Annotated in this window: 23 protein-coding genes and 1 pseudogene; 9 read left to right on the top strand and 15 right to left on the bottom strand. The window is 71.9% G+C overall.

Going from position 1 to position 23,759, the window contains the following annotated elements:
* Positions 1 to 3: 3 nt before the first annotated feature.
* The 6 genes from AMK29_RS06455 to AMK29_RS06430 all read right to left on the bottom strand — a co-directional run bounded on the left by AMK29_RS06455 (position 4) and on the right by AMK29_RS06430 (position 4,845).
* On the bottom strand, positions 4 to 1,035 hold the full coding sequence (locus AMK29_RS06455) for a lysylphosphatidylglycerol synthase domain-containing protein (protein WP_079196776.1): 1,032 nt from the start codon (positions 1,033 to 1,035) through the stop codon (positions 4 to 6).
* Between the two features lie 7 nt (positions 1,036 to 1,042).
* Positions 1,043 to 2,005, bottom strand: a complete 963-nt coding sequence (locus AMK29_RS06450) for a UbiA prenyltransferase family protein (protein ID WP_073808832.1) — start codon at positions 2,003 to 2,005, stop codon at positions 1,043 to 1,045.
* Between the two features lie 46 nt (positions 2,006 to 2,051).
* Positions 2,052 to 3,098: a glycosyltransferase family 2 protein gene (locus AMK29_RS06445; protein WP_073808829.1), complete on the bottom strand. Its 1,047-nt coding sequence runs from the start codon at positions 3,096 to 3,098 to the stop codon at positions 2,052 to 2,054.
* Between the two features lie 44 nt (positions 3,099 to 3,142).
* A complete protein-coding gene (locus tag AMK29_RS06440) occupies positions 3,143 to 3,418 on the bottom strand; it encodes a hypothetical protein (protein WP_073808827.1) in 276 nt (91 codons plus the stop codon).
* A gap of 26 nt (positions 3,419 to 3,444) precedes the next feature.
* Complete coding sequence (locus tag AMK29_RS06435) at positions 3,445 to 3,648, bottom strand: hypothetical protein (protein WP_073808824.1); 204 nt, start codon at positions 3,646 to 3,648, stop codon at positions 3,445 to 3,447.
* Positions 3,649 to 4,080: 432 nt separating this feature from the next.
* Positions 4,081 to 4,845: a GntR family transcriptional regulator gene (locus AMK29_RS06430; RefSeq protein WP_073808821.1), complete on the bottom strand. Its 765-nt coding sequence runs from the start codon at positions 4,843 to 4,845 to the stop codon at positions 4,081 to 4,083.
* Positions 4,846 to 5,130: 285 nt separating this feature from the next.
* On the opposite strand from AMK29_RS06430, the gene AMK29_RS06425 reads away from it, so the two are divergent.
* From AMK29_RS06425 to AMK29_RS06410, 4 genes are all read left to right on the top strand, one after another.
* The gene (locus AMK29_RS06425; protein ID WP_073808818.1) at positions 5,131 to 6,432 is read left to right on the top strand and encodes an extracellular solute-binding protein; all 1,302 of its coding nucleotides are present in this window, start codon (positions 5,131 to 5,133) and stop codon (positions 6,430 to 6,432) included.
* Between the two features lie 137 nt (positions 6,433 to 6,569).
* Positions 6,570 to 7,592, top strand: coding sequence for a carbohydrate ABC transporter permease (locus AMK29_RS06420; protein ID WP_079196775.1), 1,023 nt, complete (start codon positions 6,570 to 6,572; stop codon positions 7,590 to 7,592).
* Entirely contained in the window at positions 7,589 to 8,455 is an 867-nt protein-coding gene (locus tag AMK29_RS06415; RefSeq protein WP_079196774.1) for a carbohydrate ABC transporter permease, read from the top strand. Before AMK29_RS06420 ends, AMK29_RS06415 begins: the two co-directional genes overlap by 4 nt.
* Before the next feature lie 10 nt (positions 8,456 to 8,465).
* On the top strand, positions 8,466 to 9,992 hold the full coding sequence (locus AMK29_RS06410) for a glycoside hydrolase family 3 protein (protein ID WP_073808815.1): 1,527 nt from the start codon (positions 8,466 to 8,468) through the stop codon (positions 9,990 to 9,992).
* Positions 9,993 to 10,083: 91 nt separating this feature from the next.
* On the opposite strand, the gene nagB is transcribed toward AMK29_RS06410, so the two are convergent.
* The gene (gene nagB, locus AMK29_RS06405; RefSeq protein ID WP_073808813.1) at positions 10,084 to 10,869 is read right to left on the bottom strand and encodes a glucosamine-6-phosphate deaminase; all 786 of its coding nucleotides are present in this window, start codon (positions 10,867 to 10,869) and stop codon (positions 10,084 to 10,086) included.
* A gap of 314 nt (positions 10,870 to 11,183) precedes the next feature.
* The gene (locus AMK29_RS06400; protein WP_073808810.1) at positions 11,184 to 11,993 is read right to left on the bottom strand and encodes an SDR family oxidoreductase; all 810 of its coding nucleotides are present in this window, start codon (positions 11,991 to 11,993) and stop codon (positions 11,184 to 11,186) included.
* 83 nt (positions 11,994 to 12,076) lie between these two features.
* Between AMK29_RS06400 and AMK29_RS06395 the strand changes: the two are divergent.
* A pseudogene (locus AMK29_RS06395) lies at positions 12,077 to 12,664 on the top strand (TetR/AcrR family transcriptional regulator); the annotation flags it as partial.
* Positions 12,665 to 13,087: 423 nt separating this feature from the next.
* Positions 13,088 to 14,554, top strand: coding sequence for a sensor histidine kinase (locus AMK29_RS06390; protein ID WP_073808808.1), 1,467 nt, complete (start codon positions 13,088 to 13,090; stop codon positions 14,552 to 14,554).
* A 148-nt stretch (positions 14,555 to 14,702) separates the two neighbouring features.
* Here AMK29_RS06390 and AMK29_RS06385 read toward each other — a convergent pair whose 3' ends face one another.
* Together AMK29_RS06385 and AMK29_RS06380 are read right to left on the bottom strand one after the other, a co-directional pair.
* Entirely contained in the window at positions 14,703 to 14,960 is a 258-nt protein-coding gene (locus AMK29_RS06385) for a WhiB family transcriptional regulator (protein ID WP_003953983.1), read from the bottom strand.
* Positions 14,961 to 15,278: 318 nt separating this feature from the next.
* Positions 15,279 to 16,247 carry a diacylglycerol/lipid kinase family protein gene (locus tag AMK29_RS06380; RefSeq protein ID WP_073808805.1) on the bottom strand — a complete coding sequence of 323 codons (969 nt, stop codon included), beginning with the start codon at positions 16,245 to 16,247 and terminating at the stop codon, positions 15,279 to 15,281.
* Positions 16,248 to 16,345: 98 nt separating this feature from the next.
* Between AMK29_RS06380 and AMK29_RS06375 the strand changes: the two genes are divergently transcribed.
* A complete protein-coding gene (locus AMK29_RS06375) occupies positions 16,346 to 16,762 on the top strand; it encodes a hypothetical protein (RefSeq protein WP_073808803.1) in 417 nt (138 codons plus the stop codon).
* Between the two features lie 6 nt (positions 16,763 to 16,768).
* On the opposite strand, the gene AMK29_RS06370 is transcribed toward AMK29_RS06375, so the two are convergent.
* From AMK29_RS06370 to AMK29_RS06360, 3 genes are all read right to left on the bottom strand, one after another.
* A complete protein-coding gene (locus tag AMK29_RS06370) occupies positions 16,769 to 17,848 on the bottom strand; it encodes an RNA polymerase sigma factor SigF (protein ID WP_073808800.1) in 1,080 nt (359 codons plus the stop codon).
* On the bottom strand, positions 17,845 to 18,258 hold the full coding sequence (locus AMK29_RS06365; RefSeq protein WP_015036094.1) for an anti-sigma regulatory factor: 414 nt from the start codon (positions 18,256 to 18,258) through the stop codon (positions 17,845 to 17,847). Before AMK29_RS06365 ends, AMK29_RS06370 begins: the two co-directional genes overlap by 4 nt.
* A gap of 354 nt (positions 18,259 to 18,612) precedes the next feature.
* Complete coding sequence (locus tag AMK29_RS06360) at positions 18,613 to 18,873, bottom strand: UBP-type zinc finger domain-containing protein (protein WP_073808797.1); 261 nt, start codon at positions 18,871 to 18,873, stop codon at positions 18,613 to 18,615.
* A 39-nt stretch (positions 18,874 to 18,912) separates the two neighbouring features.
* On the opposite strand from AMK29_RS06360, the gene AMK29_RS06355 reads away from it, so the two are divergent.
* A complete protein-coding gene (locus AMK29_RS06355; protein ID WP_073808794.1) occupies positions 18,913 to 20,508 on the top strand; it encodes a Na+/H+ antiporter in 1,596 nt (531 codons plus the stop codon).
* On the opposite strand, the gene AMK29_RS06350 is transcribed toward AMK29_RS06355, so the two are convergent.
* Together AMK29_RS06350 and AMK29_RS06345 are read right to left on the bottom strand one after the other, a co-directional pair.
* A complete protein-coding gene (locus AMK29_RS06350; protein WP_073810644.1) occupies positions 20,487 to 21,437 on the bottom strand; it encodes a 1-aminocyclopropane-1-carboxylate deaminase/D-cysteine desulfhydrase in 951 nt (316 codons plus the stop codon). The two genes, AMK29_RS06355 and AMK29_RS06350, sit on opposite strands and share 22 nt — an antisense overlap.
* 29 nt (positions 21,438 to 21,466) lie before the next feature.
* The gene (locus AMK29_RS06345) at positions 21,467 to 22,057 is read right to left on the bottom strand and encodes an N-acetylmuramoyl-L-alanine amidase (protein ID WP_073808792.1); all 591 of its coding nucleotides are present in this window, start codon (positions 22,055 to 22,057) and stop codon (positions 21,467 to 21,469) included.
* Positions 22,058 to 22,328: 271 nt separating this feature from the next.
* On the opposite strand from AMK29_RS06345, the gene AMK29_RS06340 reads away from it, so the two are divergent.
* Entirely contained in the window at positions 22,329 to 23,744 is a 1,416-nt protein-coding gene (locus tag AMK29_RS06340) for a family 2B encapsulin nanocompartment shell protein (RefSeq protein WP_073808789.1), read from the top strand.
* Positions 23,745 to 23,759: the final 15 nt, after the last annotated feature.

The following is a 23,759-nucleotide window of genomic DNA, read 5'->3' as shown; positions in this document are numbered from 1 at the left end:
GTCCTAACGTGTGGGAGGGGATGTCGGTTCGGTGGCGGAGGTGCGGGAGGGGAGGGTCAGGAGCAGGGCGGCGCCCCCGACGAGGACCTCGCTGAGCGTGCAGACCACCCGGCTGGCGACGGCGACGGCGGTCGCCTCCTGCCAGGGCAGGACGGCGGTCAGGGCCAGGAGCAGCAGCGCCTCGCGGGCGCCCCAGCCGTCCGGCAGCACCACCACGAGGCTCGCGGCGGCCGTGGCGAGGGCGAAGCCGCCGACGCAGACCGGCAGCGCGGTCAGCGGCGGGGCGCCCAGCATCACGGCGAGCGCCCACAGGTGGAGGCCGCCGACGGCCCAGGAGGCGGTCGCGGAGGCGAGGGCCCGCCGCATGCCCCGGTCGCTCGCCCGGGTGGACGGCGCGGGCCGCCGGGCGAGGCGGGCGGCGAACGCGGCCAGGTGGTGCAGCAGTCCGGGCCGGACGGCCCAGGCGAGGGTGACGGCGCCCGGCAGCACCAGCCACCAGGCCTCCGCGCCGAGGGTCCAGGGCGCGGCGAGGGGGCCGACGGCGAGACCGGTGAGGACGGCCACGATCAGGTTGAGCAGGAAGACGGCGAGCACGACCGGTGCCGGGACCCCCGCGGCGCCGCCCATCCGCAGCTGCGCGAGGACGCCCCAGACGGCGCCCGGCACGTACTTGCCGAGGTAGGAGGTGAAGTAGATCCGGGTCGCCGTCCTGCCCGGTACGCCGGGCCCCAGATCGGCGAGGAGGGTGCGCCAGGTGGTCATGGAGAGCAGGACGGCCAGGGCGTTGGCCGCGAGCGCGGTGAGCAGGTACGGGACGGAGTCGGGCCGCAGGACGAGGGCGGCGAGCTCGCCGGCCCGGCCGTACAGGGCGAAGCCGATGCCGGTGACGACGGCGACGGGGAACAGGACGGGGAGGGCGCGCCGGAGCGGGCCGCGGCGGGGTGCGGTGGCGGGTCCGGCGGCGGCCGGCGGGGAGGTCGCGGTGGCGCCGGTCGGGTCGGGGGCCCGGTCCGTGGCCGGGGCGGTGGTCGTCATGACCGCCTCACGCGCCGAGGTGGCTGAGCGGCCACGCGCCGGCGAGCAGCGCCGACCAGAGCAGGGCGTTGGAGACGGTCATCCGGTCGCTGAACAGGGCCCGGGAGGGGTTGCCGCCGCCCGCGTCGACCACCAGCAGCTGGAGGTAGCGGGCGAGCCCGAAGAGCGCGAACGGGGCGGTGAGCACCGCGACCAGCGGACCGTGCGGGCCGAAGACCGGGCTGTCCTGCACGTGCAGGACGTAACTGACCGCCGTGAGGACCGCGGTGAACGCGAGCAGCTGGTCGAGGAAGCCGAGGGTGTAGCCGCGCAGCGCGGGCCGGTGCAGGACGCCGCCGACCGCCATCTCGTGGCGCCGCTTGCCCAGGATGAGGAGCAGGCAGAGGGAGAGGACGCAGAGCGTGAGCCAGCTCGGCACCGGGTTCCCCGAAGCCAGGCAGCCCTGGGTGAGCCGCAGGACGAAACCGAGGGCGACGATGAAGACGTCGAGCAGCGGGACGTGCTTGAGACCTTTGCTGTACGCGGCGTTGAGCGCGATGTACGCGGCGACCGGCCACCAGTCGACCGGCGAGGCCGTGCCGGTCGACACCGTCAGCGCGACCGTCGCCGCGAGGAGGACGGCGAGGGCGGTGGCGAAGGCGACGGCGGTGGCGACCCCGATCCGCCCCGCGGCGATCGGCCGGTGCCGCTTCTCCGGGTGGCGGCGGTCGCGGTCACGGTCGCCGATGTCGTTGACCAGGTAGATCAGCGCGGACGCGAGGGTGAAGACGCCGATCGCGGACGCGGCCCCGGCGAGCGCTCCGGCGTCGAGCCGGGGGGCGCCGAGCAGCCCGAGGGGGACGACGACCAGGTTCTTCGTCCACTGTCCGGGGCGGACGAGGGCGGTGAGGTCGGCGAGGCGACTGGGAGGACGGGAGGCCGGCGGGCGGGCCGTCGGCGCCTGGGGGCCGGTGAGCGTGGGCGTGGCCATGAACGGGCTCCTGGGGGGAGGGGCGTACGGAGGAGGACGGCGGAGGTCATCCGGTGGTCGTGGGGGCGGCGGCTCCGGGGCGGTCTCCCGGGACGTCCGCGTCTCGGCGGTGCGCGCCGGGCCCGAAGTCCGGATCGGTGAGCCGGCGGACGGCGCCGCGCGCCGCGCCCAGCACGATCGCCTGGTGCAGCACGAAGTGGACGGCGGTGAAGTACAGGAGGAATCCGGGCCCCCGCGTCCGGAGCGCGAACCGGCTCAGGCCCGGGTCGGCGCAGACGAAGAGGAGCGCGCACAGGGCCGGGACGAGCAGCAGCCAGGGCGTGAGCGCGCCGAGCGCCAGGGTGGGGAGGGTGAGCGCGGCCGCCAGGACGCCGAGCGGCCGGTTGGCGGTGAGGCCGCCGTCCCGTATCTGCCCGAGCGCCGCGATGAGCAGTTGGGAACGCCGGTACTGCTCGCTGAGCATGTCCCCGAGCCGGTCGACGTCGTCGTGCCGGCCGCGGATCGCCTCGGTCATCAGGATGCGGTGGGTCCGGACGAGGCGGCCGCTGTACTCGACGTCCTCCGAGTCCCTGAGGTTCTCGTCGAAGGGGCCGGTCGCCTCGAAGACGTCCTTGCGGATCGCGCCGAGGGCGAAGAAGGCGGTCCTGACCTCGCCGACGGCACGGCGGCGCCAGAAGTGGGCGTGGAGGGCGTGGTAGCGCTCCACGGGGCCGTCGTCGAAGAGCGGTTCGGGGTCGAGCACGCCGTGGACGCAGCCCAGACCGGGGTCGTCCCGGAGCAGGTCGGCGGCGTTCGCGAGGGCCTCGGGGTGGAGCGCCGTGTCGGAGTCCAGGAAGAACAGGATCTCGCCGCGGGCGGCGGCGGCCCCCAGGTTCCGGGCGGCGGACACGCCGCTGTTGTGGGGATTGGCGATCAGGACGACGTCGAACTCCCGGGCGATGTCCCGGGACCCGTCGGTGCTGGCGTCGTCGACCACGATGACGTCGAGCGGGGCGTGGCTCTGGGCGAAGACCGAGGTCAGGCAGGCGCGGAGGGTCTTCTCGTAGTTGTAGTTGGGGATGATGACGGACACACTGGGACGGGCCCTGGGCATGGGGGTTCCTCGGGGTGGTGGCGCGGGGATCTCGCGGGGAGGCTTCAGAGGAGCCGGAAGTCCGCGATGCGGTGGCGGGAGAGCTCGGGGGAGTGGCCGAGGAGACGCCGGCAGAGCAGCAGCGCGTGGCCGACGGCCTCGATCTCGTCAGGGCCCCGGATGTACAGGGCGAGCCGGACCGACCGGTCGACGACCAGCGCCCGTGCGGACTCGAAACGGTCCTGCGGACGGGCGACGCGGTGCAGCGTCTCGACGAGTGCGGCGGCGGACGGGGCCGGTGGGTCGGTGTCCGGGGCGGGTTCGTCGTCCGGTGCCCTCATCGAGATGCCGACGAGGTAGATGACGATCAGCCCCAGGAGAACCCGTTGTCGCTGTTGGTGGGCCGCGCGGTCGGGGCGGTCGTGTCCTCGGCGGTGACGACGGCTGCCCCGGCGGGCGCCGGCTGGGCGGTGAGGACGAGGGTCAGAGCGGCGGCGGCCGGGACGAGCAGGGCGAGGGCGGGGCGGACCTGAACGCGGACGAAAGCGACGAAACGGGCGCTGCTGGGCATGGCGGTACTGCCTTTCCTGCGAGGCGGGCGTGACGGGTGACGGGCGTGACGGGCGTGGCGGGTGGCGGGCGTGACGGGCGTGGCGGTGCCGAGCGGGTCGGCCGGGGCTTCCCCCGGTGCCGCTCCGGGGCTCTGCCGGGCGGCTTCGACGGGTCCAAGACTGGCCCGGCCGCGGGGGCCCTGTCACCGGAGAACGGCTGGCGCCAACCGCGTGGCCGTTAGGAGCCACGCCGCGGGCCCGGCCGCCGCGCACCGCTCACCAGGCGGTTTCCCGAGGCCGTCACGTTGCTGCCAGGCGGAAGGTGCCGGGGTGCCGTCAGCTCCCCGCGGGGGCCTGTCGGCTCCCCGTACGGCCTCCGGAGAACGCCCGGGAAAGCGGAACGGCCGCACCCGGTGGGGTGCGGCCGCTCGTGGCGTACGGAAGGGGCGGGATCAGCCGTTGGGGCGCTTGAGGCGCGCCACGAACTTGTACCGGTCGCCGCGGTAGACGGACCGTACCCACTCCACCGGCTCGCCGTCGGCGTCCACGGAGTGGCGCGAGAGCATCAGCATCGGCAGGCCCACGTCCGTGCCGAGCAGTCCGGCCTCCCGGGGGGTGGCGAGGGAGGTCTCGATGGTCTCCTCGGCCTCGGCGAGGTGCACGTCGTAGACCTCCGCGAGCGCGGTGTACAGCGAGGTGTACTTCACGAGCGACCGGCGCAGGGCGGGGAAGCGCTTCGCCGACAGGTGCGTGGTCTCGATGGCCATCGGCTCGCCGCTCGCGAGCCGCAGGCGCTCGATGCGGAGCACCCGGCCGCCGGCCGAGATGTCGAGCAGCCCGGCGAGGGTGTCGTCGGCGGTGACGTACCCGATGTCGAGCAGCTGCGACGTGGGCTCCAGGCCCTGGGCGCGCATGTCCTCCGTGTAGGAGGTGAGCTGCAGGGCCTGCGAGACCTTGGGCTTGGCCACGAACGTGCCCTTGCCCTGGATCCGCTCCAGGCGGCCCTCGACGACCAGCTCCTGGAGGGCCTGCCGCACGGTGGTCCGTGACGTGTCGAACTCGGCGGCGAGTGTCCGCTCCGGCGGGACCGGAGTGCCGGGCGGCAGGGTCTCCGTCATGTCGAGCAAATGCCGCTTGAGTCGGTAGTACTTGGGCACGCGCGCGGTGCGGGTGGGTGCCCCGCCCTCCGTCTCCGTGCTGCCCGCGTCCGTGGCCATGGCCTGCCTTCCCGACTCCTGTGCTGCTGCCGTCACCGGCTCCTCCGTCTGTAGCGGCTCACATGGTGGCACGGACCGGTCACGGGTCGTCGCCCTCCCTCAGGTGTCGGTCCGATAACGGACGCGACTGCCCTTCTTATACACCCTTGACACCCCTAAAGGTCTAGGCCAAGCTCCGGGTACTGGTCTAAACCATTAAAGACCAGGTCCCAGCCCCACGAGCACTACCTGACGTATGTCTTCGCGCGGTGGGCAGGGGTTGCAGGCATCCCTGAGGAGGGTGGCGTGAAGCGCAAGCTCATCGCGGCGATCGGCGTCGCGGGCATGATGGTCTCTATCGCTGCGTGTGGTTCCGACAGCGACAGCGGCAAGGGCAAGGACGGCGCCAAGGCGTCGGCCGGGGGTGACAAGACCCTGACCGTCTGGGTCATGGACGGTTCCGCTCCGGACGCCTGGATGGCCGAGGTGAACAAGGCCTTCGAGGCCAAGCACCCGGGCGTCAAGGTCAAGGTCGAGAAGCAGATCTGGAACGGCATCCAGGAGAAGGTCACCACCGCCCTCTCCGAGGACACCCCGCCGGACGTCCTGGAGCTCGGCAACACGCAGACCGCGGGCTACGCCGTCACCGGCGGCCTCGCCGACCTGACCGGCGACAAGGCCACGCTGGGCTACGACGCCTGGAACAAGGGCATGGTCGCCTCCAACGAACTGGACGGCAAGCTCTACTCCGCCCCGTGGTACGCCGCCAACCGCGTCGTCGTCTACGACAAGGCCGCCTTCAAGAAGGCCGGTGTCACCCCGCCGAAGACCCGCGCCGAGTGGATCGACGGACTGAAGAAGCTCAAGGCCTCCGACCCGAAGTCGCAGGCGATCTACCTGCCGGGTCAGTCCTGGTACGTCCTCGCCGGCCTCATCTGGGACGAGGGCAGCGACCTCGCGGTCAAGGACGGCGACAAGTGGAAGGGCAACCTGTCCTCCCCCGAGGCCGCCAGCGCCATGAACTTCTACAAGGAGCTGGCGTCCTACTCCACCGCTCCGAAGGACAAGGACGAGGCGACCCCGCAGCAGTCCACCGACGTCGTCCCCAAGGGCGGCGTGGCGTCCTGGATCGGTCTCGGCTGGGAGGCCGGCGGCGCGATCGACGCCATGAAGAAGGCCGGCAAGACCGCCGACTTCGGCTACTTCCCGATCCCGGGCAAGACCGCCGACAAGCCGGGCTCCGTCTTCCTCGGCGGCTCCAACCTCGCCATCGCCGAGCGCTCCAAGAACAAGGACCTCGCGAAGGAGTGGCTGGCCCTCGCCGCCGGCAAGGAGTTCATGACGAAGTACGCCGCCGCCACCGAGGGCGCGCTGCTTCCGAACAGCGACGCCGCGCAGTTCAAGCCGGCCGCGGGCTCCTTCGCCGAGGCCATGGCCCTCTCCTCCGCCTCCGGCAAGGTCACCCCGGTCACCCCGGGCTGGGCGAACGTCGAGACCGCCCCGAACCCGATCAAGGACTACATGACCAAGGTCCTGAAGGGTGAGGACGCCAAGGCGGCCGGCGAGGCGGCCGACAAGGTCATCAACGAGCGCATCAACCAGCAGTAACCCGTAGCCCGGTGGTGCGGCCGGTGGCGCACCGGCCGCACCACCGGCGCTTTGCAGCGATGCAGTGATCAGCGGCCCGCTCCCCCGGGCCGCGCCCCGGTGGGCGCGGGAGCCCCAGAACCGCGAGGAATAAGACCATGACCGTGGACTCCCAGGGGACGGCGACCGCCGGTCCCCAGGACGCGCCCGGGAGGGCGGCAGAGAAGTCCCAGACTCCGCCACCCCCTTCCGGCCCGAAGGAAGTCCTTCAGCCTTCGCGTGGCAGACGCTCCCTGCCCGGCGGGCTGCTGCCGTACCTGCTCGTCGCGCCTGCCCTGCTGTCCATGGCGGTGCTGCTGCTCTACCCGCTGGTCCGCAATGTGCTCCTCTCCTTCCAGCAGCTCAACCGGAGGGAGTTCATCACCCGCGAGACGGTCTGGATCGGCTTCCAGAACTACACCGAGCTCCTCGGAGACTCGCACTTCTGGTCCGTCGCCGTCCGCAGCGTCGTCTTCACGGCCGTCAACGTCGCCCTCATCATGGCGATCGGCACGGGCATCGGCCTCCTGCTCAACCGCCTCGGCAAGAAGATGCGGCTGGTCCTCTCGCTGTCCCTGATGTTCGCCTGGGCCATGCCGATCGTCGCCTCCGTCACCGTCTTCCGCTGGCTCTTCGACGAGCAGTTCGGCGTCGCGAACTGGGTGATGCGCACCCTCGGCTTCTCCGGCTACGACCAGCACAACTGGTTCGAGACCGGCTTCTCCTCCCTGGTCATCATCCTGCTCCTGCTCGTCTGGGGCTCCGTCCCCTTCGTCGCCCTCAACATGTACGCCGGCCTGACCACCATCGGGTCCGAGCTGTACGAGGCCGCCAAGATGGACGGCGCAAGCGGCTGGCGGACCTTCTGGGCCGTGGTCTTCCCCAACCTGAAGTCCTTCTTCATGATCACCACGTTCCTGGAGATCATCTGGATCTTCAAGGCGTTCGCCCAGGTCTACGCCATGAACCAGGGCGGTCCCGACCGCGGCTCCGAGACCCTCCCGGTCTACGCCTACATCGAGGGCGTCGGCCAGTTCCACTACGGTGTCGCCGCCGCCATCTCCATCCTGACGATCGTGATGCTCATCGCGGTCATGTCCTTCTACTTCCGCCTGATCCTGAAGCAGGAGGAGGAGCTGTGAGCGCCACCACCCAGACTCCGCAGAAGCTGCGCACCAGGAAGCCGCTCACGGTCGGCGCGGTCGCCAAGAACGCCGGCGCCCTCGTCCTCGCGGTGGTGTTCGTCTTCCCCGTCTACTGGATGTTCTCGTCCTCGCTGAAGCCGCAGCACGAGATCATGACGAAGGACCCGGTCTTCGTCTTCACGCCGACCCTGGACAACTACACGACGGCGACCGGCGTCGACCTCTTCTGGACGTACGTCGGCAACAGCCTCATGGTCACCGTCGGCGCGGTGCTCCTCGCCCTCGTCGTGGCCCTGGCCGCGAGCTTCGCGATCGCCCGACTGAAGTTCAAGGGACGCAAGGGCATCGTCCTCGTCGTGATGATGGCGCAGATGGCCCCCTGGGAGGTCATGGTCATCGCGATGTACATGATCTCCCGTGAGAACGACATGCTGAACAGCATCCCGATGCTCACGCTCATCTACTTCGTCATGGTCCTCCCCTTCACGATCTGGACCCTGCGCGGCTTCATCGCCGCCGTCCCGGTCGAGCTGGAGGAGGCGGCGCAGATCGACGGCTGCACCCGCGGCCAGGCGTTCCGCAAGGTGATCTTCCCGCTGCTCGCCCCCGGCCTGATGTCCACCTCGCTCTTCGGCTTCATCACCGCCTGGAACGAGTTCGCCATGATCCTCATGCTGAACAAGGACAAGGAGTCGCAGACCCTGACGCTCTGGCTGACCCAGTTCCAGACCGCGTTCGGCAGCGACTGGGGCGCCACCATGGCCGCCTCCACGCTCTTCGCACTCCCCGTGCTCGTCGTCTTCCTCTTCCTCCAGCGCAAGGCCGTCGGCGGCATGACCGCCGGCGCGGTGAAGGGATAAGGGCTTCCCCATGACCACACTCACCCACGGCACGGACACCCTGACCCGGGACGCGCTCACCGTGCTCCAGCCCGGCTTCGTCGGCACCACCGCGCCCGACTGGCTGCTCCGCCGCATCGGCGAGGGCCTGTCGTCGGTCGGCCTGTTCGGCCGGAACATCGTCGGCCCCGAGCAGCTCACCGCGCTCACCGCGCAGCTGAGGGCCGAGCGGGACGACGTCCTCGTCGCCATCGACGAGGAGGGCGGTGACGTCACCCGCCTGGAGGTCAAGCAGGGCTCGTCCTTCCCCGGCAACTACGCCCTGGGCAGCGTCGACGACGTCGAACTCACCCGGGCCGTGGCCCGCGAGCTCGGCCGCCGGCTCGCCCAGTGCGGCGTCGACCTCAACTGGGCGCCCTCGGCGGACGTCAACTCCAACGCCGAGAACCCGGTCATCGGCGTCCGGTCCTTCGGGCCGGACCCCGACCTGGTCGCCCGGCACACCGTGGCGTACGTCGACGGCCTCCAGGGCGTCGGGGTCGCGGCCTGCACGAAGCACTTCCCCGGACACGGCGACACGAACGTGGATTCCCACGACGCGCTGCCCCGGATCGATGTGGACCTCGCCACACTGCACGCCCGTGAGCTGGTACCTTTCCGCGCCGCCGTCGCCGCGGGTACCAAAGCGGTCATGAGCGCGCATATTCTGCTCTCCGCGCTCGACCCCCACCGCCCGGCCACCCTGAGCCCGCAGATCCTCACCGGTCTGCTCCGGCAGGAACTGGGCTTCGAGGGGCTGATCGTCACCGACGGCATGGAGATGCAGGCCGTCTCGGCGACGTACGGCATCGAGCGCGGTTCCGTCCTCGCCATCGCAGCGGGCGCCGACGCCATCTGCGTCGGCGGCGGGCTGTGCGACGAGGACACCGTGCTGCGGCTGCGCGACGCGCTCGTCAGCGCGGTACGGACCGGTGAACTGCCCGAGGAGCGGCTGGCCGACGCCGCGGCGCGCGTGCGCGCCCTGGCGGCCTGGACCCAGGCGCACCGGGCCAGGGGGGCTGGTTCGGCGTCGGGCGCGGCAGTGCAGGAGGGGACCGCGCCCGGCGCCGACATCGGACTCGTGGCGGCCCGCAGGGCCCTGAAGGTGACCCGGGGGGAGTGGCCGCACACGCCGATGACCAGTGCTCCCTTCGTGGCCTCCTTCACCCCGGTCGCGAACTTCGCGGTCGGCGACGAGACGCCCTGGGGCATCGCGGCGGAGCTGGAGCGCCTGCTCCCCGGGACGGAGACCGGCTCGTACGACGAGTCCTCGTCCGTGGACGCCGTCCTGTCCGCCGCGGGGGAGCGGCGGATCGTGGCGGTCGTACGTGACCTCCACCGGCACCCGTGGATGACCGAGGCCCTGGACGGCCTGGTCGCGGCCCGGCCCGACACCGTCGTGGTCGAGATGGGCCTCAACGAGGCGGAGCCCCGCGGGGCCCTGCACATCGCCACGCACGGCGCCGCCCGGGTCTGTGGCCGCGCGGCCGCGGAGGCCGTCGTCGGAACCGGCGCCTGACCGCCGCCTCCGGCATCCGTCGTACGCGAAGGGGCCCGGCACCTGAACAGGTGCCGGGCCCCTTCGCCGTCCGCGGCGAGGTCCAGGCGGTTCAGATGCCCTGCCAGTCGGGCTTGGCGGCGTAGGTCTGGCGGAAGTAGTCGGCGAGCTTCAGCTTGGAGGCGGCGGCCTCGTCCACGACGACGGTGGCGTGGGGGTGGAGCTGGAGCGCGGAGGCGGGCACGAGCGCGGCGACGGGGCCCTCCACGGTCTGTGCGACGGCTTCGGCCTTGCCCTCGCCGGTGGCGAGCAGCACCAGGTGGCGGGCTTCGAGGATGGTGCCGATGCCCTGGGTGATGACGTGGTGGGGGACCTGCTCGATGTCGTCGTCGAAGAAGCGGGCGTTGTCGACGCGCGTCTGCTCGGTGAGCGTCTTGATCCGGGTGCGGGAGGCGAGCGAGGAGCACGGCTCGTTGAAGCCGATGTGTCCGTCGGTGCCGATGCCGAGGATCTGCAGGTCCACACCGCCGGCCTCGGCGAGGGCCTTGTCGTAGGCCTCGCAGGCGGCCTGGACGTCCTCGGCGGAGCCGTCGGGGCCCATGAAGGCCTCGGGGGAGAGCCCGAGCGGCTCGACGACCTGACGGAGCACGGTGGAGCGGTAGGACTCGGGGTGGCCGGCGGGCAGCCCGACGTACTCGTCCAGCTGGGCGATCCTGGCCCGGGAGGCGTCCACGGCTCCGGCCGTGACCTGGGCGACGAGGGCGTCGTAGATCGGGATCGGGGTCGAACCCGTGGCCACGCCGAGCAGCGCGTCGGGCTTGCGGCGCAGGAGGTCGGCGATGCCGTCCGCGATGAGCTCGCCGCCCGCCTTGGCGTCCTTGACGATGACAACTTCCACGCTGTGCCTGCCGATCTGGTGAGGGGCTGCTGAAGGACGGTGGTATAGACCAATCTCGGGTCAAATCTAGCAGAGGAGGGGCCTTCCCCTCATGCCGTTCCGCCCCCCGGACGCCCCCGTCGCCTCCATGGTCGGCCGCCCCCGTCACCCCAGCCACTCGAACCCCTCAGCCCCCGGGAGACACCCCCGACTCCCCTTCCGCAGCCGCCTGTCCCCGTCCCCGTCTGCTCTCCCGCCCCCGCCTGTGCGCCCCGCCTTCGGCGGCGTGCCCAGTCCCCGCCCGCCCAGCCCCCGCCTGCCCGCCCCGCCCGCGCTCAGACCATCGAGCCGCCCGTGGCGTCGATCCAGTGGCCCGTCACCCAGCGCGCGTCGTCGGAGGCGAGGAAGGCCACCACGTCCGCTATCTCCGCCGGGGATCCGACCCCGCCGAGCGCCGACAGGGCCGCCGCCCCCGCCCAGGCCTTGTCGTCGCCCCGCAGCCAGTCCGCGTTGATGTCGGTGTCCACGATCCCCGGCGCCACCGCGTTGACCGTGATCCGGCGCGGCCCGAGGACCTTCGACAGGTCTCGGGTGAAGAGGTCGAGCGCGGCCTTCGACATCGAGTACGCGATCAGCTCCGGCATGAGCGCCGCCTTGCTCAGCCCCGTGGAGACGTTGATGATCCGGCCGCCGTCGCGCAGCCGCTCCGCGCCCAGCTGGGCCAGGAAGAACGGCGCCTTGGTGTTGATCGCGAAGACCCGGTCGTACTCCTCCTCGGCGAGGGTCCCGAAGGGCTTCGGGGAGGTGATCCCCGCGTTGTTCACCAGGATGTCCAGGCCACCGTCACCGCCGGCGGCCGTGTCGAACGCCTTCCACAGGGCCGCCGCGTCCCCCGGCACCCCCAGCTCCTGGCCGATCGCGAAGGCCTCGCCGCCCGCCGCCTCGATCGCCGCGACCGTCTCCTCGGCCGCCGACCCGTTGCTCCCGTAGTGCACCGCGACCCGCGCTCCCTCGCGGCCGAGCCGCTCGGCGATCCCGCGCCCGATGCCCCGGCTGCCGCCCGTCACCAGGGCCGTCTTCCCGACCAGCCTCCCGGCCCCCTTCTCGGCCGTCCGTCCCGTCGTCGGTTCCGCGAGCACGCCCATGGCGACGCCCCCCTCATTTCTGTAGCGGTCGTTACGTAAAGACCGTACCCCAGTTCCGTAGCGTGCGCTATAGAATTCGCTCCATGGTGACGACACAGCGCGGCCGCCCCCGCTCCTTCGACCGGCTCACGGCCCTGGAGCAGGCCACGATGGCCTTCTGGGAGCACGGCTACGAGACGACCTCCGTCTCCGACCTCACCCGCGTCATGGGCATCAGCGCACCCAGCCTCTACGCGGCCTTCGGCGACAAGAAGACGCTGTTCGAGGAGGTCGTCGAGGCCTACGCCGCCTCGTACGGGGCCTACGGCGGCCGGGCCTTCGCGGAGGAGTCCACCGCCCGCGCCGCCATCGGCCGGCTCCTCGCCGAGGCGGCCGGGCTCTTCACGGAGTCCGGCCACCCCCGCGGCTGCCTGATGATCTCCGCCGCGATCAACTGCTCGACCCCGGAGGTCGAGGAGTCGCTGAGGGCCCGCAGGAACGCCAACCTGGCGTCCTTCGAGGCCCGTATCCGCCGTGACGTCGAGGCCGGGGAGCTGCCCTCCGACACGGACGCCCGCGCGCTCGCCCGCTTCAGCGGCGCCGTGCTCCAGGGCATGTCCCAGCAGGCCCGCGACGGGGCGACGGCGGAGGAGCTGGCGGCCGTGGCCGAGACGGCGATGCGGGCCTGGCCGCCGCGGACGGAGGCGACGACCCTGGAAGCGGCGGCGGCAGCGGCCCTGGAGGCGGCGCCGGAAGCGGCGGCGGCACCGGAAACGACACCGGGAACGGCCCCGGAGACACCCGCGGGCCGCGGCGCCTGACGGGACCCTCAGCCCGCCCGGCACCGCAGCCCGGAGTTGCTCCGGCCGGGGGTGTGCGGTCCCTCGGCCGTTGTGGGAGGTCTCGACGCAGTCAGGGCAGAGAGCGTCGGGTACCTCGTTCCACCCTCCTGTGCGGGGAGGATGGAGGCTCTTTGCATACATTGTGGACTAGACCATTCTTGTCTGTCCATCCACACGTACGCGGTCGTTCATGGCCCATCCTCCAGCACGAACGCCCGGAGATCCAGGTTCACCGCCTCTTTATTCCGCGGGTACGCTCGCACAGTGCCCTCCATGAACGACCTCGTGCGCCAGCACACCGCCCTGAGCGACTCGGACCTCGAGTGGCTCCACCTGCTGGTGTCGGAGTGGCAGCTGCTCTCCGACCTCTCCTTCGCCGACCTCGTGCTGTGGGTCCCGACCCTCGACGGCACGCGGTACGTCTCCGTCGCCCAGATGCGGCCGAACACCGGCCCCACCTCCTACCAGGACGACATGGTCGGCCATCTCGTGCCCCGCGGCCGCCGCCCGCTGCTCGACGCCGCGCTCGACGAGGGCAGGATCGTCCGCGAGGGCGACCCGGAGTGGCGCGAGGAGGTGCCGGTACGGGTCGAGTCCATCCCCGTCCGCCGCGAGGGCCGGGTCCTCGGCGTCATCGCCCGCAACACCAACCTGCTGACCGTCCGCACCCCCTCCCGGCTCGAGCTCACCTACCTCCAGTCGGCCTCCGACCTCGCCCAGATGATCGCGGCCGGCACCTTCCCGTTCCCCGGCGAGCAGGTCGACATGGACTCCTCGCCCCGGGCCGGCGACGGGCTCGTCCGCCTGGACGCCGAGGGCATCGTCCAGTACGCCTCGCCCAACGCCCTCTCCGCGTACCACCGGCTCGGCCTCGCCGCCGACCTCGTCGGCCAGCACCTCGGCCAGATCACGACCGAACTCGCCCCCTCCCGCGGGCCCGTGGACGAGGCCCTGGTCACGCTCGCCTCCGGCTACGCGCCGCGCGAGTTCGAGGTCGAGGGCAACGGTGGTGTGATCCAGCTGCGTGCGATCCCGCTCAAGCCCAAGGGCACCCGCATCGGCTCGCTCGTCCTGCTCCGGGACGTCACCGAACTGCGTCGCCGCGAGCGTGAGTTGATCACCAAGGACGCCACCATCCGGGAGATCCACCACCGGGTGAAGAACAACCTGCAGACGGTGGCCGCCCTGTTGCGCCTCCAGGCCCGCCGGATGGATTCCGACCGGGGCCGCGAGGCCCTCAACGAGGCCGTGCGGCGCGTCGGTTCGATCGCCATCGTCCATGAGACGTTGTCCCAGAACCTGGACGAGCGGGTGGAGTTCGACGAGATCGCCGACCGGGTGATCGCGATGGTGGCCGAGATCTCCCCGGGCCGGGTCACCTGCCGGCGCAACGGCCGCTTCGGCATCCTGGACGCCGAGGTCGCGACCCCGCTCTCCATGGTCCTCACCGAGGTCCTGCAGAACGCCCTGGAGCACGCGTTCGCCCAGGGTGACGAGGGCACCGTGGAGGTCACCGCCGTGCGCGGCGAGCCCAGGCCCGAGGCCCGGCTCCTGATCACGGTGCAGGACGACGGCCGGGGCCTGCCCGAGGGCTTCGACCCGCAGCGCGCCGGCAACCTCGGCCTCCAGATCGTACGGACCCTGGTGGAAGGGGAGTTGGGCGGATCCTTCGACATGCTGCCGGGCGCCGAGCGCGGCACGAAGGTGGTCCTCGACATTCCCGTGCGGTCGCAGAAGTAGGACACGGCGGCGGACAGCAGCGAGCCCCGGACCGAAGGAGATCGGTCCGGGGCTCGAATGCTGTGGGTTACTGCTGCGCGCTGCGACTCAAGGGCGGTGAATGCATACGCGATGTATGCGCCGCTGGCCTCAGGCTGTCGGTGGGGCGTCAGGCGCTGGCGTTACGCGCCCGGTTGCGAGCGGCACGGCGCTTCATCGCGCGGCGCTCGTCCTCGCTGAGGCCACCCCAGACGCCGGAGTCCTGGCCGGACTCGAGCGCCCACTGCAGGCACTGCTCCATGACGGGGCAGCGGCGGCAGACGGCCTTGGCTTCCTCGATCTGCAGCAGCGCAGGACCGGTGTTGCCGATGGGGAAGAACAGCTCGGGGTCTTCCTCACGACAAACGGCGTTGTGACGCCAGTCCATGGCTGCTACCTCTCTAGGGTGTTACAAGCTGGTTGCTTGTGAATGTGAACGCTTTCACGAATCCCCCCGCAAGGGAAGGGCCGACTGCCAGATCAACTGGTGTGGTCCTAAGACTGAGGAGGGGTTCTGGCTCTCAGTGGAGGCCGGTGTTGCGGGCCGTCCCGATCGCCAAGAAGAGACTCCCAAACCCCGGCAACGGATACAACCCCTTCCGGAAAGTTTTTTTTGATTCCTCGGTGTCGGCTAGGTCACAGCCGTACTTCTAAGGGGTGGATGCGCGCCTAAACGTTCGAGTGAAAGGACTTTGGGCCCTTCCACTCACACAATCACACGCAGTGCACGGCGAACGCCTGTGAACGTCACGCTCGTACGCAGTCCCAGGTGGTCTCCGTCCATCTGCAGGGGGAGGGGGACCTTCGAATGCAAGGTGAAGTCGGTCAGGTCGTGCAGGGACACGGCGTGCCTGCCGCGCGGGCCCCGCTCCGGGGTCGAGGTGAGCAGCTGGGTGGCGTAACGGGCCACCGCGGGGGTGGAGAGACGGCGCAGTCCGAGCACGTCGAGCGCGGTCTCGAAGGAGGCCTCCGGAGACGCGTACACCGGACGATTGCCCAGGTAGGTCCAGGGGGAGGTGTTGCAGATTATGGAGAGGACCAGGTTCTCGACCGGCTCGGCGCCGGGGCGCTCCAGGGTGATCGTGCCGTGCCGGCGGTTGGGTTCCTCGAGGAACTGGCGCACCACCTGGCGCAGATAGAGGGCGTGCGTGGATCTTCTCCCGCGCTCCCGCTGCTGTTCGACCCGGCCGATGACACTGGCGTCGAATCCGAGACCGGCGCAGAAGGTGAACCATCGGGACGGCACCGACTCGTCCTCCGTGCCCGGCGTCCCCGAGGCGAGCCCGAGGCTCACTGTGCGTGTCCGCCGCTCACGCAACGCGTCGAGCAGGGCGCCGGTCGCCTCCACGGCGTCGTTCGGCAGGCCGAGGGCGCGGGCGAAGACATTGGTCGAACCGCCGGGGACCACCGCGAGCCCCGGCAGCCGGTCGGGGTCGGGTCCGCCGTGCAGCAGGCCGTTGACGACCTCGTTCACCGTGCCGTCGCCGCCGAGGGCCACGACGAGATCGATGTTGCCGGCCTCGGCGGCCCGCCGGCCCAGGTCCCGCGCGTGGCCGCGGTACTCGGTGGTGACGGCCTCCAGCTTCATCTCGCTGGCGAGCGCGTGGATGAGCACGTCACGGGTGCGGGCACTGGTGGTGGTGGCTGCCGGGTTGACCACGAGAAGTGCGCGCATGAGCTTCAGCGTACCTACCCGGTGGTACCGGGCCCAGCCCCGCCCGCCCCGCCGAGGCCGGCGGCCGGGCGCCGCGAGCCCCCGCTACCCTGCCCTGTATGAGCAGTACGGAGCAGACCCCCCGCCCCGCCCGTCTCGCCGCCGCGGCGGCCGTGGCCGGGATCGAGGCCCTCGGACTCGTCGCCGGGGGCGTCTACATGCTGGTGGACGCCCTGACGCGGACGTCCGGCGACGTCACCGGCGCCCTCACCGGCGCCGTGACGCTTGTCGCACTCGGGCTGATCCCGCTCGCCGCCGCCCGCGGTCTGTGGCTGCGCCGCTCCTGGAGCCGCGGCCCGGCCGTGATCACCCAGATCCTGGCGCTGCCGGTCGCCTGGCAGATGCTCCAGGCGGACAGCGCGATGATCCCGGCCGGTGTCGTCCTCGGCGTCCTGGCCGTCGCCGGTCTCGTCCTCCTGGTGAACCCGGCCACGACCGAGGCGCTCGGCATCCGGCGCCCCGGTCAGGAAGCCTGACGCGGCCTACTCCTCGACCAGGAGCTTCTCCCGCAGCTGGGCGAGGGTCCTGGCGAGCAGCCGGGAGACGTGCATCTGCGAGATGCCCACCTCCTGCGCGATCTGCGACTGGGTCATGTTCCCGAAGAAGCGCAGCAGCAGGATGCGCTTCTCCCGGGGAGGCAGGTCCTCAAGCAGCGGCTTGAGCGACTCCCGGTACTCGACCCCTTCCAGGGCCTCGTCCTCCGCGCCCAGCGTGTCCGCGACCGCCGGGGACTCGTCGTCCGTGTCGGGGACGTCCAGGGAGAGCGTCGAGTAGGCGTTCGCCGACTCCAGGCCCTCCAGGACCTCCTCCTCCGAGATCCCGAGCCGCTCGGCCAGCTCGTGCACGGTCGGTGAGCGGCCGTGCTGCTGGGAGAGCTCCGCCGTCGCCGTGGTCAGCGAGAGCCGCAGCTCCTGGAGCCGGCGCGGCACCCGGACCGCCCAGCCCTTGTCGCGGAAGTGCCGCTTGATCTCTCCGACGACCGTGGGGGTCGCGTACGTCGAGAACTCGACCCCGCGCTCCGGGTCGAACCGGTCCACCGACTTGATCAGGCCGATCGTCGCCACCTGGGTCAGGTCGTCCAGCGGCTCGCCGCGGTTGCGGAAGCGCCGGGCCAGGTGCTCCACCAGCGGCAGGTGCATCCGTACCAGCCGGTTGCGCAGCTCCGCCTTCTCGGGGGAGCCCTCCGGCAGCTCGCGCAGCGTGACGAAGAGGGCGCGGGCGCCGCTCCGGTCGTGGGGGTCGGGGACCGCCGGGACGTCGTCCGGGGCGGCCTCGCCGTCCTCGTCCTCGTCGTCCGAGACCTTCGCCTCGACCGGCCTCCCGGCCCCCTCCGACGTCTCGGACGCCGGCCCCTGGGCAGCCCCTGCGGCCCCGGGGGACGCGGAGGCCTCGGGGGAGCCGTTCACACTCGCGGGGCCCCGGGGGGCCTCGGAGACGCCCGGCGCCTCGGGAACCTCGTGGTGCTGCTCGTGCTCGCTCATCTGGTCCGCCTGCTCCGTAGCGACCTCATGCGGCCGCGCCTGCTGCTCAGGGATGCCGGCCGTCGCGTCCCCGCTCCTCACGCCGGGCCTGGCCCCGCGCCGCGCTGTTTGTACAGGCTGATCGAGACCGTACGGTCCTCGGCCACCGACGATTCCACCTTCCCGGCCAGTGCCGACAGCACCGTCCAGGCGAAGGTGTCCCGCTCGGGCGCCCGCCCGTCGGTCGTCGGGGCCGAGACGGTCACGTCGAGGGAGTCGTCGACCAGCCGGAAGACACAGCTGAGGACGGACCCCGGCACGGCCTGCTGGAGCAGGATGGCGCAGGCCTCGTCGACCGCGATCCGCAAGTCCTCGATCTCGTCGAGGGTGAAGTCCAAGCGCGCCGCGAGGCCGGCCGTGGCCGTACGCAGCACGGACAGATAGGCACCCGCAGCGGGCAGCCGGACTTCCACGAAGTCCTGGGTCCCGGGCTCGCCTGCGATCTGGGACACCCTCACCTCCAAGGTGGCACAAGCTCATTTGGGGCTCGGGGGGAGAGCCCCCGAACCGGGCGGTACGCAGGGGGCTGCGCGGTCCGCCGTGACGCTATCGCGATCCGTCCCGCCGTGTCGCCGCGCACTCCCGACCCCCGACGCCCCCCGATCGCCGGTCGTCACCCATGGTAGGCCCATGGATGCGGACGGTGGACGGGGGTCTGCGGGGGCCGGAAACGAGCGACCGGCGGAGGGGTGACGTACCCACCCGTGGAGCGGGCGAATCCCGGACGGCCGAATCGCCGCACGGTCGTACGGCCCAAGGGCCGGACCGCACGGACGAACCGGGAGGAACCGGTCCGTCCCGGCCGCTCAGACGATCGCGCCGTCGACGAAGCACCAGCGCCAGGCCTCACCCGGTTCGAACGTCCGCATCAGCGGATGCCCGGTCGAGGAGTAGTGCCCCGTCGCGTGCCGCCCCGCAGAGGAGTCGCAGCAGCCCACGTGCCCGCAGCTCAGACAGAGCCGCAGCTGGACCGGGTGCGTGCCGTCCGCCAGGCACTCGGGGCAGGTGTCGGCCAGCGGCGCCGGCTCGGGGCGCGGCATTTCTGCAACGTGGGGGCACTCGCTCATGATGGCCAGGTTACGTTGCGGCTCACGACGGGGACGGGCATGGACGCACTGCAGCTGGTGGCACTGGTGGCGGCGAGCGCCGCGATCGCGGGGCTCGCCCGGCGGACCCCGGTGCCCGCTCCGCTGCTCCTGGTCGCCGCCGGTCTGGCCGCCGCGTACGTCCCCGGGGTGCCCGACTACACCCTCGACCCGCACATCGTGCTGCCGCTGATCCTGCCCCCGCTCCTCTACACGGCCGCCGTCGACTCCTCGTACCTCGACCTGAGGGCCAACATCCGGCCGGTCGCCCTGCTCTCCGTCGGGTACGTCCTCTTCGCCACCGTGGCCGTGGGCTGGCTCGCTTACGTCCTCGTCCCCGACCTGCCGCTCACCGCGGCCCTCGTCCTCGGCGCGGTGGTCGCCCCGCCGGACGCCGTCGCGGCCACGGCCATCGCCCGCAAGCTCGGCCTGCCCCACCGGATCACCACGATCCTCCAGGGCGAGTCCCTCGTGAACGACGCCACCGCCATCACCGCCTTCAAGGTCGCCCTCGCGGCGGCCGTCGGCGAGGGCGTGAGCTGGGCCGGCGGCCTCGGCGAGTTCGCGCTCGCAGCCGTCGGCGGGATCGGCGTCGGCCTGATCCTCATGGCTCCCATCCACTGGCTGCGCCTGCGCCTCGGCGACTCCCTGCTCCAGAACACCCTCTCCCTCCTGATCCCCTTCATCGCCTACGCGGCGGCCGAGGAGGTCCACGCCTCCGGCGTCCTCGCCGTCGTCGTGGTCGGTCTCTTCCTCGGCCACCGCGCCTGGCAGGTGGACTTCGCGACCCGGCTCCAGGAGGAGGCCGTCTGGAAGATGGTCGCGTTCGTCCTGGAGTCCGCCGTCTTCGCCCTGATCGGCCTCCAGCTGCCGTACGTCGTCCAGGGCCTCGGGCAGTACGGCATCGGCGAGGCGGCCTGGTACGCGGTCGGGGTCTTCGTCGCCGTGGTCGTCGTGCGGTTCGTCTGGGTCTATCCCGCGACCTTCCTGCCCCGCCGGCTCTCCGCCCGGGTCAGGGAACGGGAACCCGGCGTGGACTGGCGGGCGCCGCTCGTCGTCGGCTGGGCCGGCATGCGGGGCGTGGTCTCCCTCGCCATCGCCTTCTCCATCCCCGTGGTCGCGGACGGCGAGGAGTTCCCCGCCCGCAACCTCGTCCTCTTCCTCACCTTCACCACCGTCATCGGCACCCTCGTGGTGCAGGGCCTCACCCTGCCGCCCCTCATCCGGCTCCTGAAGCTCCCGGGGCGGGACAGGTACGCCGAGACCCTGGCCGAGGCACAGGCCCAGAGCGAGGCCTCACGGGCCGCGGAGGAGCGCCTGGAGGCCCTCCTCGCCGACGAGCGCAACGCCCTGCCGGCGCCGCTCGCCGACCGGCTCCGCACCGTCCTGGAGCGGCGTCGCAACGCGGTCTGGGAGCGGCTCGGCGCCGTCAACGAGGCCACCGGCGAGACCGCGGACGACACGTACCGGCGCATCTCGCGCGAGATGATCGACGCCGAGCGCGAGGTCTTCGTGCGCCTGCGGGACGCACGGCGGATCGACGACGAGATGATGCGGACCCTGCTGCGCCGCCTCGACCTGGAGGAGGCCGCCGCCTACCGCGAGGAGGAGGACTGAGCCCCGTCGCCGGATGAGGGGTCGGGCGGCGGAGGCGCGTCCGGGGTGCCCGTCACCACCGCCGCGAGCCGGGTGCCCGCCGGGAACGCGCCCTCCTCGGCCAGGACCGTGAGACCGTGCAGCATTTTGGCCACATACAGCCGCTCGATGGCGAGTTCATGCCGCGCCTCGAAGTCACGTGCGAACGCCTCCAGAACGGGGGACACGCGCGCGTACCCACCGCCGTGGAAGCGCTCGTCCAGCGCCCACGCGCCGCGCGGCCCACCGAACGCCGCCTCCTGGAGGGCGCGGACCTCCCCGCCCAGGAAACCGCCCTTGAGGACCGGGAAACCCAGCGCCCGCTGCCCCGGGGCGAGACCGGCCGCGAGGCCCGCGAGGGTGCCGCCCGTGCCGCAGGCGACGGCGACCGTGTCCGCCGCACCGGCGAGCTCACGGCCCAGCTCCACGCACCCCTGGACGGCGAGCGCGTTGCTGCCGCCCTCCGGGACCACGTACGCGCCCGCGGGGGCCCGCTCCAGGAGCGCCGCGAGGACCGCCGGGTCGTTCTTCGCGCGGTACGTGGCCCGGTCCACGAACTCCAGTCGCATCCCGTCCGCCGCACACCGGGCGAGGGACGGGTTGAGCGGCCGCCCGGCCAGCTCGTCGCCGCGCACGATCCCGACCGTGGGGAAGCCGAGCAGCCGGCCGGCGGCGGCCGTCGCCCGCAGGTGGTTGGAGTACGCGCCGCCGAAGGTGAGCACCGGACGCCCGTCCGCCGCGCCCAGGTTGAGGGCGAGCTTGCGCCACTTGTTGCCCGGCAGGTCCGGGTGGATGAGGTCCTCGCGCTTGAGCAGCAGGGTGAGTCCGCGCCGGGCGAAGCGCTCGTCCTCCACCGGCTCCAGGGGTGAGGGGAGCCGGGGCCGCAGGCGGGAGAGGTCGAACGCGTTCACCCGGTCATTGTCCGGGCCGGCCGGCACGGTCAGCGCAGGAGGTCGGCGATCCGCGTCCGCATGGAGCCCATCGTGAAGCCCCGCGGGTCGACCTTCCCCGGCTGCCACTCCAGGTGCCCGATGACCGACCGGTGCGTCCAGCCGTGCACCCGGCACAGGGCGGCCGCCGCCTTCGCGATGGCCTCCAGCTGGACCTTCGGCCACGGGTCCTCGCCGTCCCCGAGGTTCTCGCACTCGAAGCCGTAGAAGTGGCGGTTGCCGTCGGTGGTGGCCTCGTCGTCCCGCGGCAGCCGCCGCTCGGCGATGACCGCGCGGAGGACCTCGTCGTCGCCGAGCCCGGCGTGGTTCGCGCGCCCGTAGCCGACGAGGTGGACCGTGCCGTCCTTGGCGATCACGCCGTGACAGAGCGGCCCCGGCAGGCCCGCGTGGCCGTCGCGGCACAACCGGACGGTGTTCGCGGTGCCGCGGGTCACGGTGTGGTGGATCATCACGCCGTGCACCGGGCCCCAGGGGCCCTTGTGGTTGCGGTTGTGGGTGGACCAGTCGCCGACCTGGACGACCGCGAGGCCCTCGTCGCGCAGCGCGTCGAGGAACCTTTTCGCGGACATGGGGGTGGACATGACCGACTCCCTTCGGAGGACGGGATGAGCTTCCGGAGTACCGGAGCCTCCGGAGTACCGGAGTCCGCCACTCCGCTGCCATCCGTTCGGGCCGTGTGCGAGCCGATCCGGACACCGCTCGCCGTGACGCGTGGGACTCCTCTGTTCGGATGGAAATCGCGTGACATGCCCCGAAGATCGTCGAACAGTCCCACTCGAATGTGTAATGGCGCCGACACGCTCCGTGCTGAAAGGCTTCGTCTCGCAACTCAGTCATACGAGAGGGAGTTCCATGTCCGTTGGTTCGGTTGGCGACGAGGTCCGCGCGGAGCAGCAGGCCCCGCAGCAGAGTCTCGGTACCGCCGCCGCGCGGAACCTCGCCACGACCACCAAGTCGGCGCCGCAGATGCAGGAGATCACCTCACGGTGGCTGCTGCGGGCGCTGCCGTGGGTCCAGGTGCAGGGCGGTACCTACCGGGTGAACCGGAGGCTCAGCTACTCCGTGGGTGACGGCCGCGTCACCTTCGTCCAGACCGGAGAGCGTGTCGCGGTCATCCCCGCCGAGCTCGGCGAACTCCCCGTCCTGCGCGGCTACGAGGACGAGGAGGCCCTGTCCGAGCTCGCGTCCCGCTGCCGCCAGCGGGAGTACGCCGCCGGCGACGTCATCGCCGTCGCGGGCGAGCCGACCGACCGCGTCCACCTCCTCGCGCACGGCAGGATCGAGCAGATCGGCGAGGGGCCCTACGGCGACGAGGCCGTCCTCGGGGTCCTCGCCGACGGCTCCTACTTCGGCGACGCCGCGCTCGTCGACCCGGACGCCACCTGGGAGTGGAGCGCCCGCGCCGCCACCGCCTGCACGGTCCTGGAGCTCACCCGGGACGACGTGCGGAACCTCGCGGAGCGGGCCGGTTCGCTCGCCGCCCACCTCGCGAGCGTCGCCGCGCTGCCGCACCAGCGGACCAACAGGTACGGCGAGGCCGAGATCGACCTCTCCGCCGGTCACGTCGGCGAGGCCGTCGTCCCGCACACCTACGTCGACTACGACGCCTCGCCCCGCGAGTACGAGCTGAGCGTCGCCCAGACCGTGCTGAAGGTCCACAGCCGCGTCGCCGACCTCTACAACCAGCCGATGAACCAGACCGAGCAGCAGTTGCGGCTCACGGTCGAGGCGCTCCGCGAGCGCCAGGAGTACGAGCTCGTCAACAACAAGGAGTTCGGCCTCCTCGCCAACTGCGACTACGGGCAGCGGCTCCAGCCGCACGACGGCGCCCCCAGCCCCGACGACATGGACGAGCTGCTCTCCCGCCGCCGGGGCTCCAAGCTCTTCCTCGCCCACCCGCGCGCCATCGCCGCCTTCGGCCGCGAGCTCAACAAGCGCGGTCTCGTGCCCGAGACGATCGACATCAACGGCAACCGCATCCCGACCTGGCGCGGTGTGCCGATCTACCCGTGCAACAAGATCCCGGTCTCGGACGCCCGGACCACCTCGATCATCTGCATGCGCACCGGCGAGGCCGACCAGGGCGTGATCGGTCTGCACCAGACCGGCATCCCCGACGAGATCGAGCCCAGCCTCTCCGTCCGCTTCATGGGCATCGACGAGCAGGCGATCATCTCCTACCTCGTCACGGCCTACTACTCGGCGGCGGTCCTCGTCCCGGACGCGCTGGGCGTCCTGGAGAACGTCGAGGTCAGCCGCTGGCGCTGAGCCGACGACGCCCGG

The organism is Streptomyces sp. CB02261 (assembly GCF_001905665.1).
Classification (GTDB): domain Bacteria; phylum Actinomycetota; class Actinomycetes; order Streptomycetales; family Streptomycetaceae; genus Streptomyces.
This window is presented reverse-complemented; position numbering and strand designations above follow the sequence as displayed.

What these genes read in the sequence shown, in the direction of transcription:
- AMK29_RS06450 (WP_073808832.1), bottom strand. Translation starts at nt 2,005, where the DNA reads ATGGCCACGCCCACGCTCACCGGCCCCCAGGCGCCGACGGCCCGCCCG.
- AMK29_RS06455 (WP_079196776.1), bottom strand. Translation starts at nt 1,035, where the DNA reads ATGACGACCACCGCCCCGGCCACGGACCGGGCCCCCGACCCGACCGGC.
- AMK29_RS06400 (WP_073808810.1), bottom strand. Translation starts at nt 11,993, where the DNA reads ATGGGCGTGCTCGCGGAACCGACGACGGGACGGACGGCCGAGAAGGGG.
- AMK29_RS06420 (WP_079196775.1), top strand. Translation starts at nt 6,570, where the DNA reads ATGACCGTGGACTCCCAGGGGACGGCGACCGCCGGTCCCCAGGACGCG.
- AMK29_RS06385 (WP_003953983.1), bottom strand. Translation starts at nt 14,960, where the DNA reads ATGGACTGGCGTCACAACGCCGTTTGTCGTGAGGAAGACCCCGAGCTG.
- AMK29_RS06340 (WP_073808789.1), top strand. Translation starts at nt 22,329, where the DNA reads ATGTCCGTTGGTTCGGTTGGCGACGAGGTCCGCGCGGAGCAGCAGGCC.
- AMK29_RS06445 (WP_073808829.1), bottom strand. Translation starts at nt 3,098, where the DNA reads ATGCCCAGGGCCCGTCCCAGTGTGTCCGTCATCATCCCCAACTACAAC.
- AMK29_RS06410 (WP_073808815.1), top strand. Translation starts at nt 8,466, where the DNA reads ATGACCACACTCACCCACGGCACGGACACCCTGACCCGGGACGCGCTC.
- AMK29_RS06435 (WP_073808824.1), bottom strand. Translation starts at nt 3,648, where the DNA reads ATGCCCAGCAGCGCCCGTTTCGTCGCTTTCGTCCGCGTTCAGGTCCGC.
- AMK29_RS06380 (WP_073808805.1), bottom strand. Translation starts at nt 16,247, where the DNA reads ATGCGCGCACTTCTCGTGGTCAACCCGGCAGCCACCACCACCAGTGCC.
- AMK29_RS06345 (WP_073808792.1), bottom strand. Translation starts at nt 22,057, where the DNA reads ATGTCCACCCCCATGTCCGCGAAAAGGTTCCTCGACGCGCTGCGCGAC.
- AMK29_RS06390 (WP_073808808.1), top strand. Translation starts at nt 13,088, where the DNA reads ATGAACGACCTCGTGCGCCAGCACACCGCCCTGAGCGACTCGGACCTC.
- AMK29_RS06355 (WP_073808794.1), top strand. Translation starts at nt 18,913, where the DNA reads ATGGACGCACTGCAGCTGGTGGCACTGGTGGCGGCGAGCGCCGCGATC.
- AMK29_RS06430 (WP_073808821.1), bottom strand. Translation starts at nt 4,845, where the DNA reads ATGGCCACGGACGCGGGCAGCACGGAGACGGAGGGCGGGGCACCCACC.
- AMK29_RS06375 (WP_073808803.1), top strand. Translation starts at nt 16,346, where the DNA reads ATGAGCAGTACGGAGCAGACCCCCCGCCCCGCCCGTCTCGCCGCCGCG.
- AMK29_RS06360 (WP_073808797.1), bottom strand. Translation starts at nt 18,873, where the DNA reads ATGAGCGAGTGCCCCCACGTTGCAGAAATGCCGCGCCCCGAGCCGGCG.
- AMK29_RS06440 (WP_073808827.1), bottom strand. Translation starts at nt 3,418, where the DNA reads ATGAGGGCACCGGACGACGAACCCGCCCCGGACACCGACCCACCGGCC.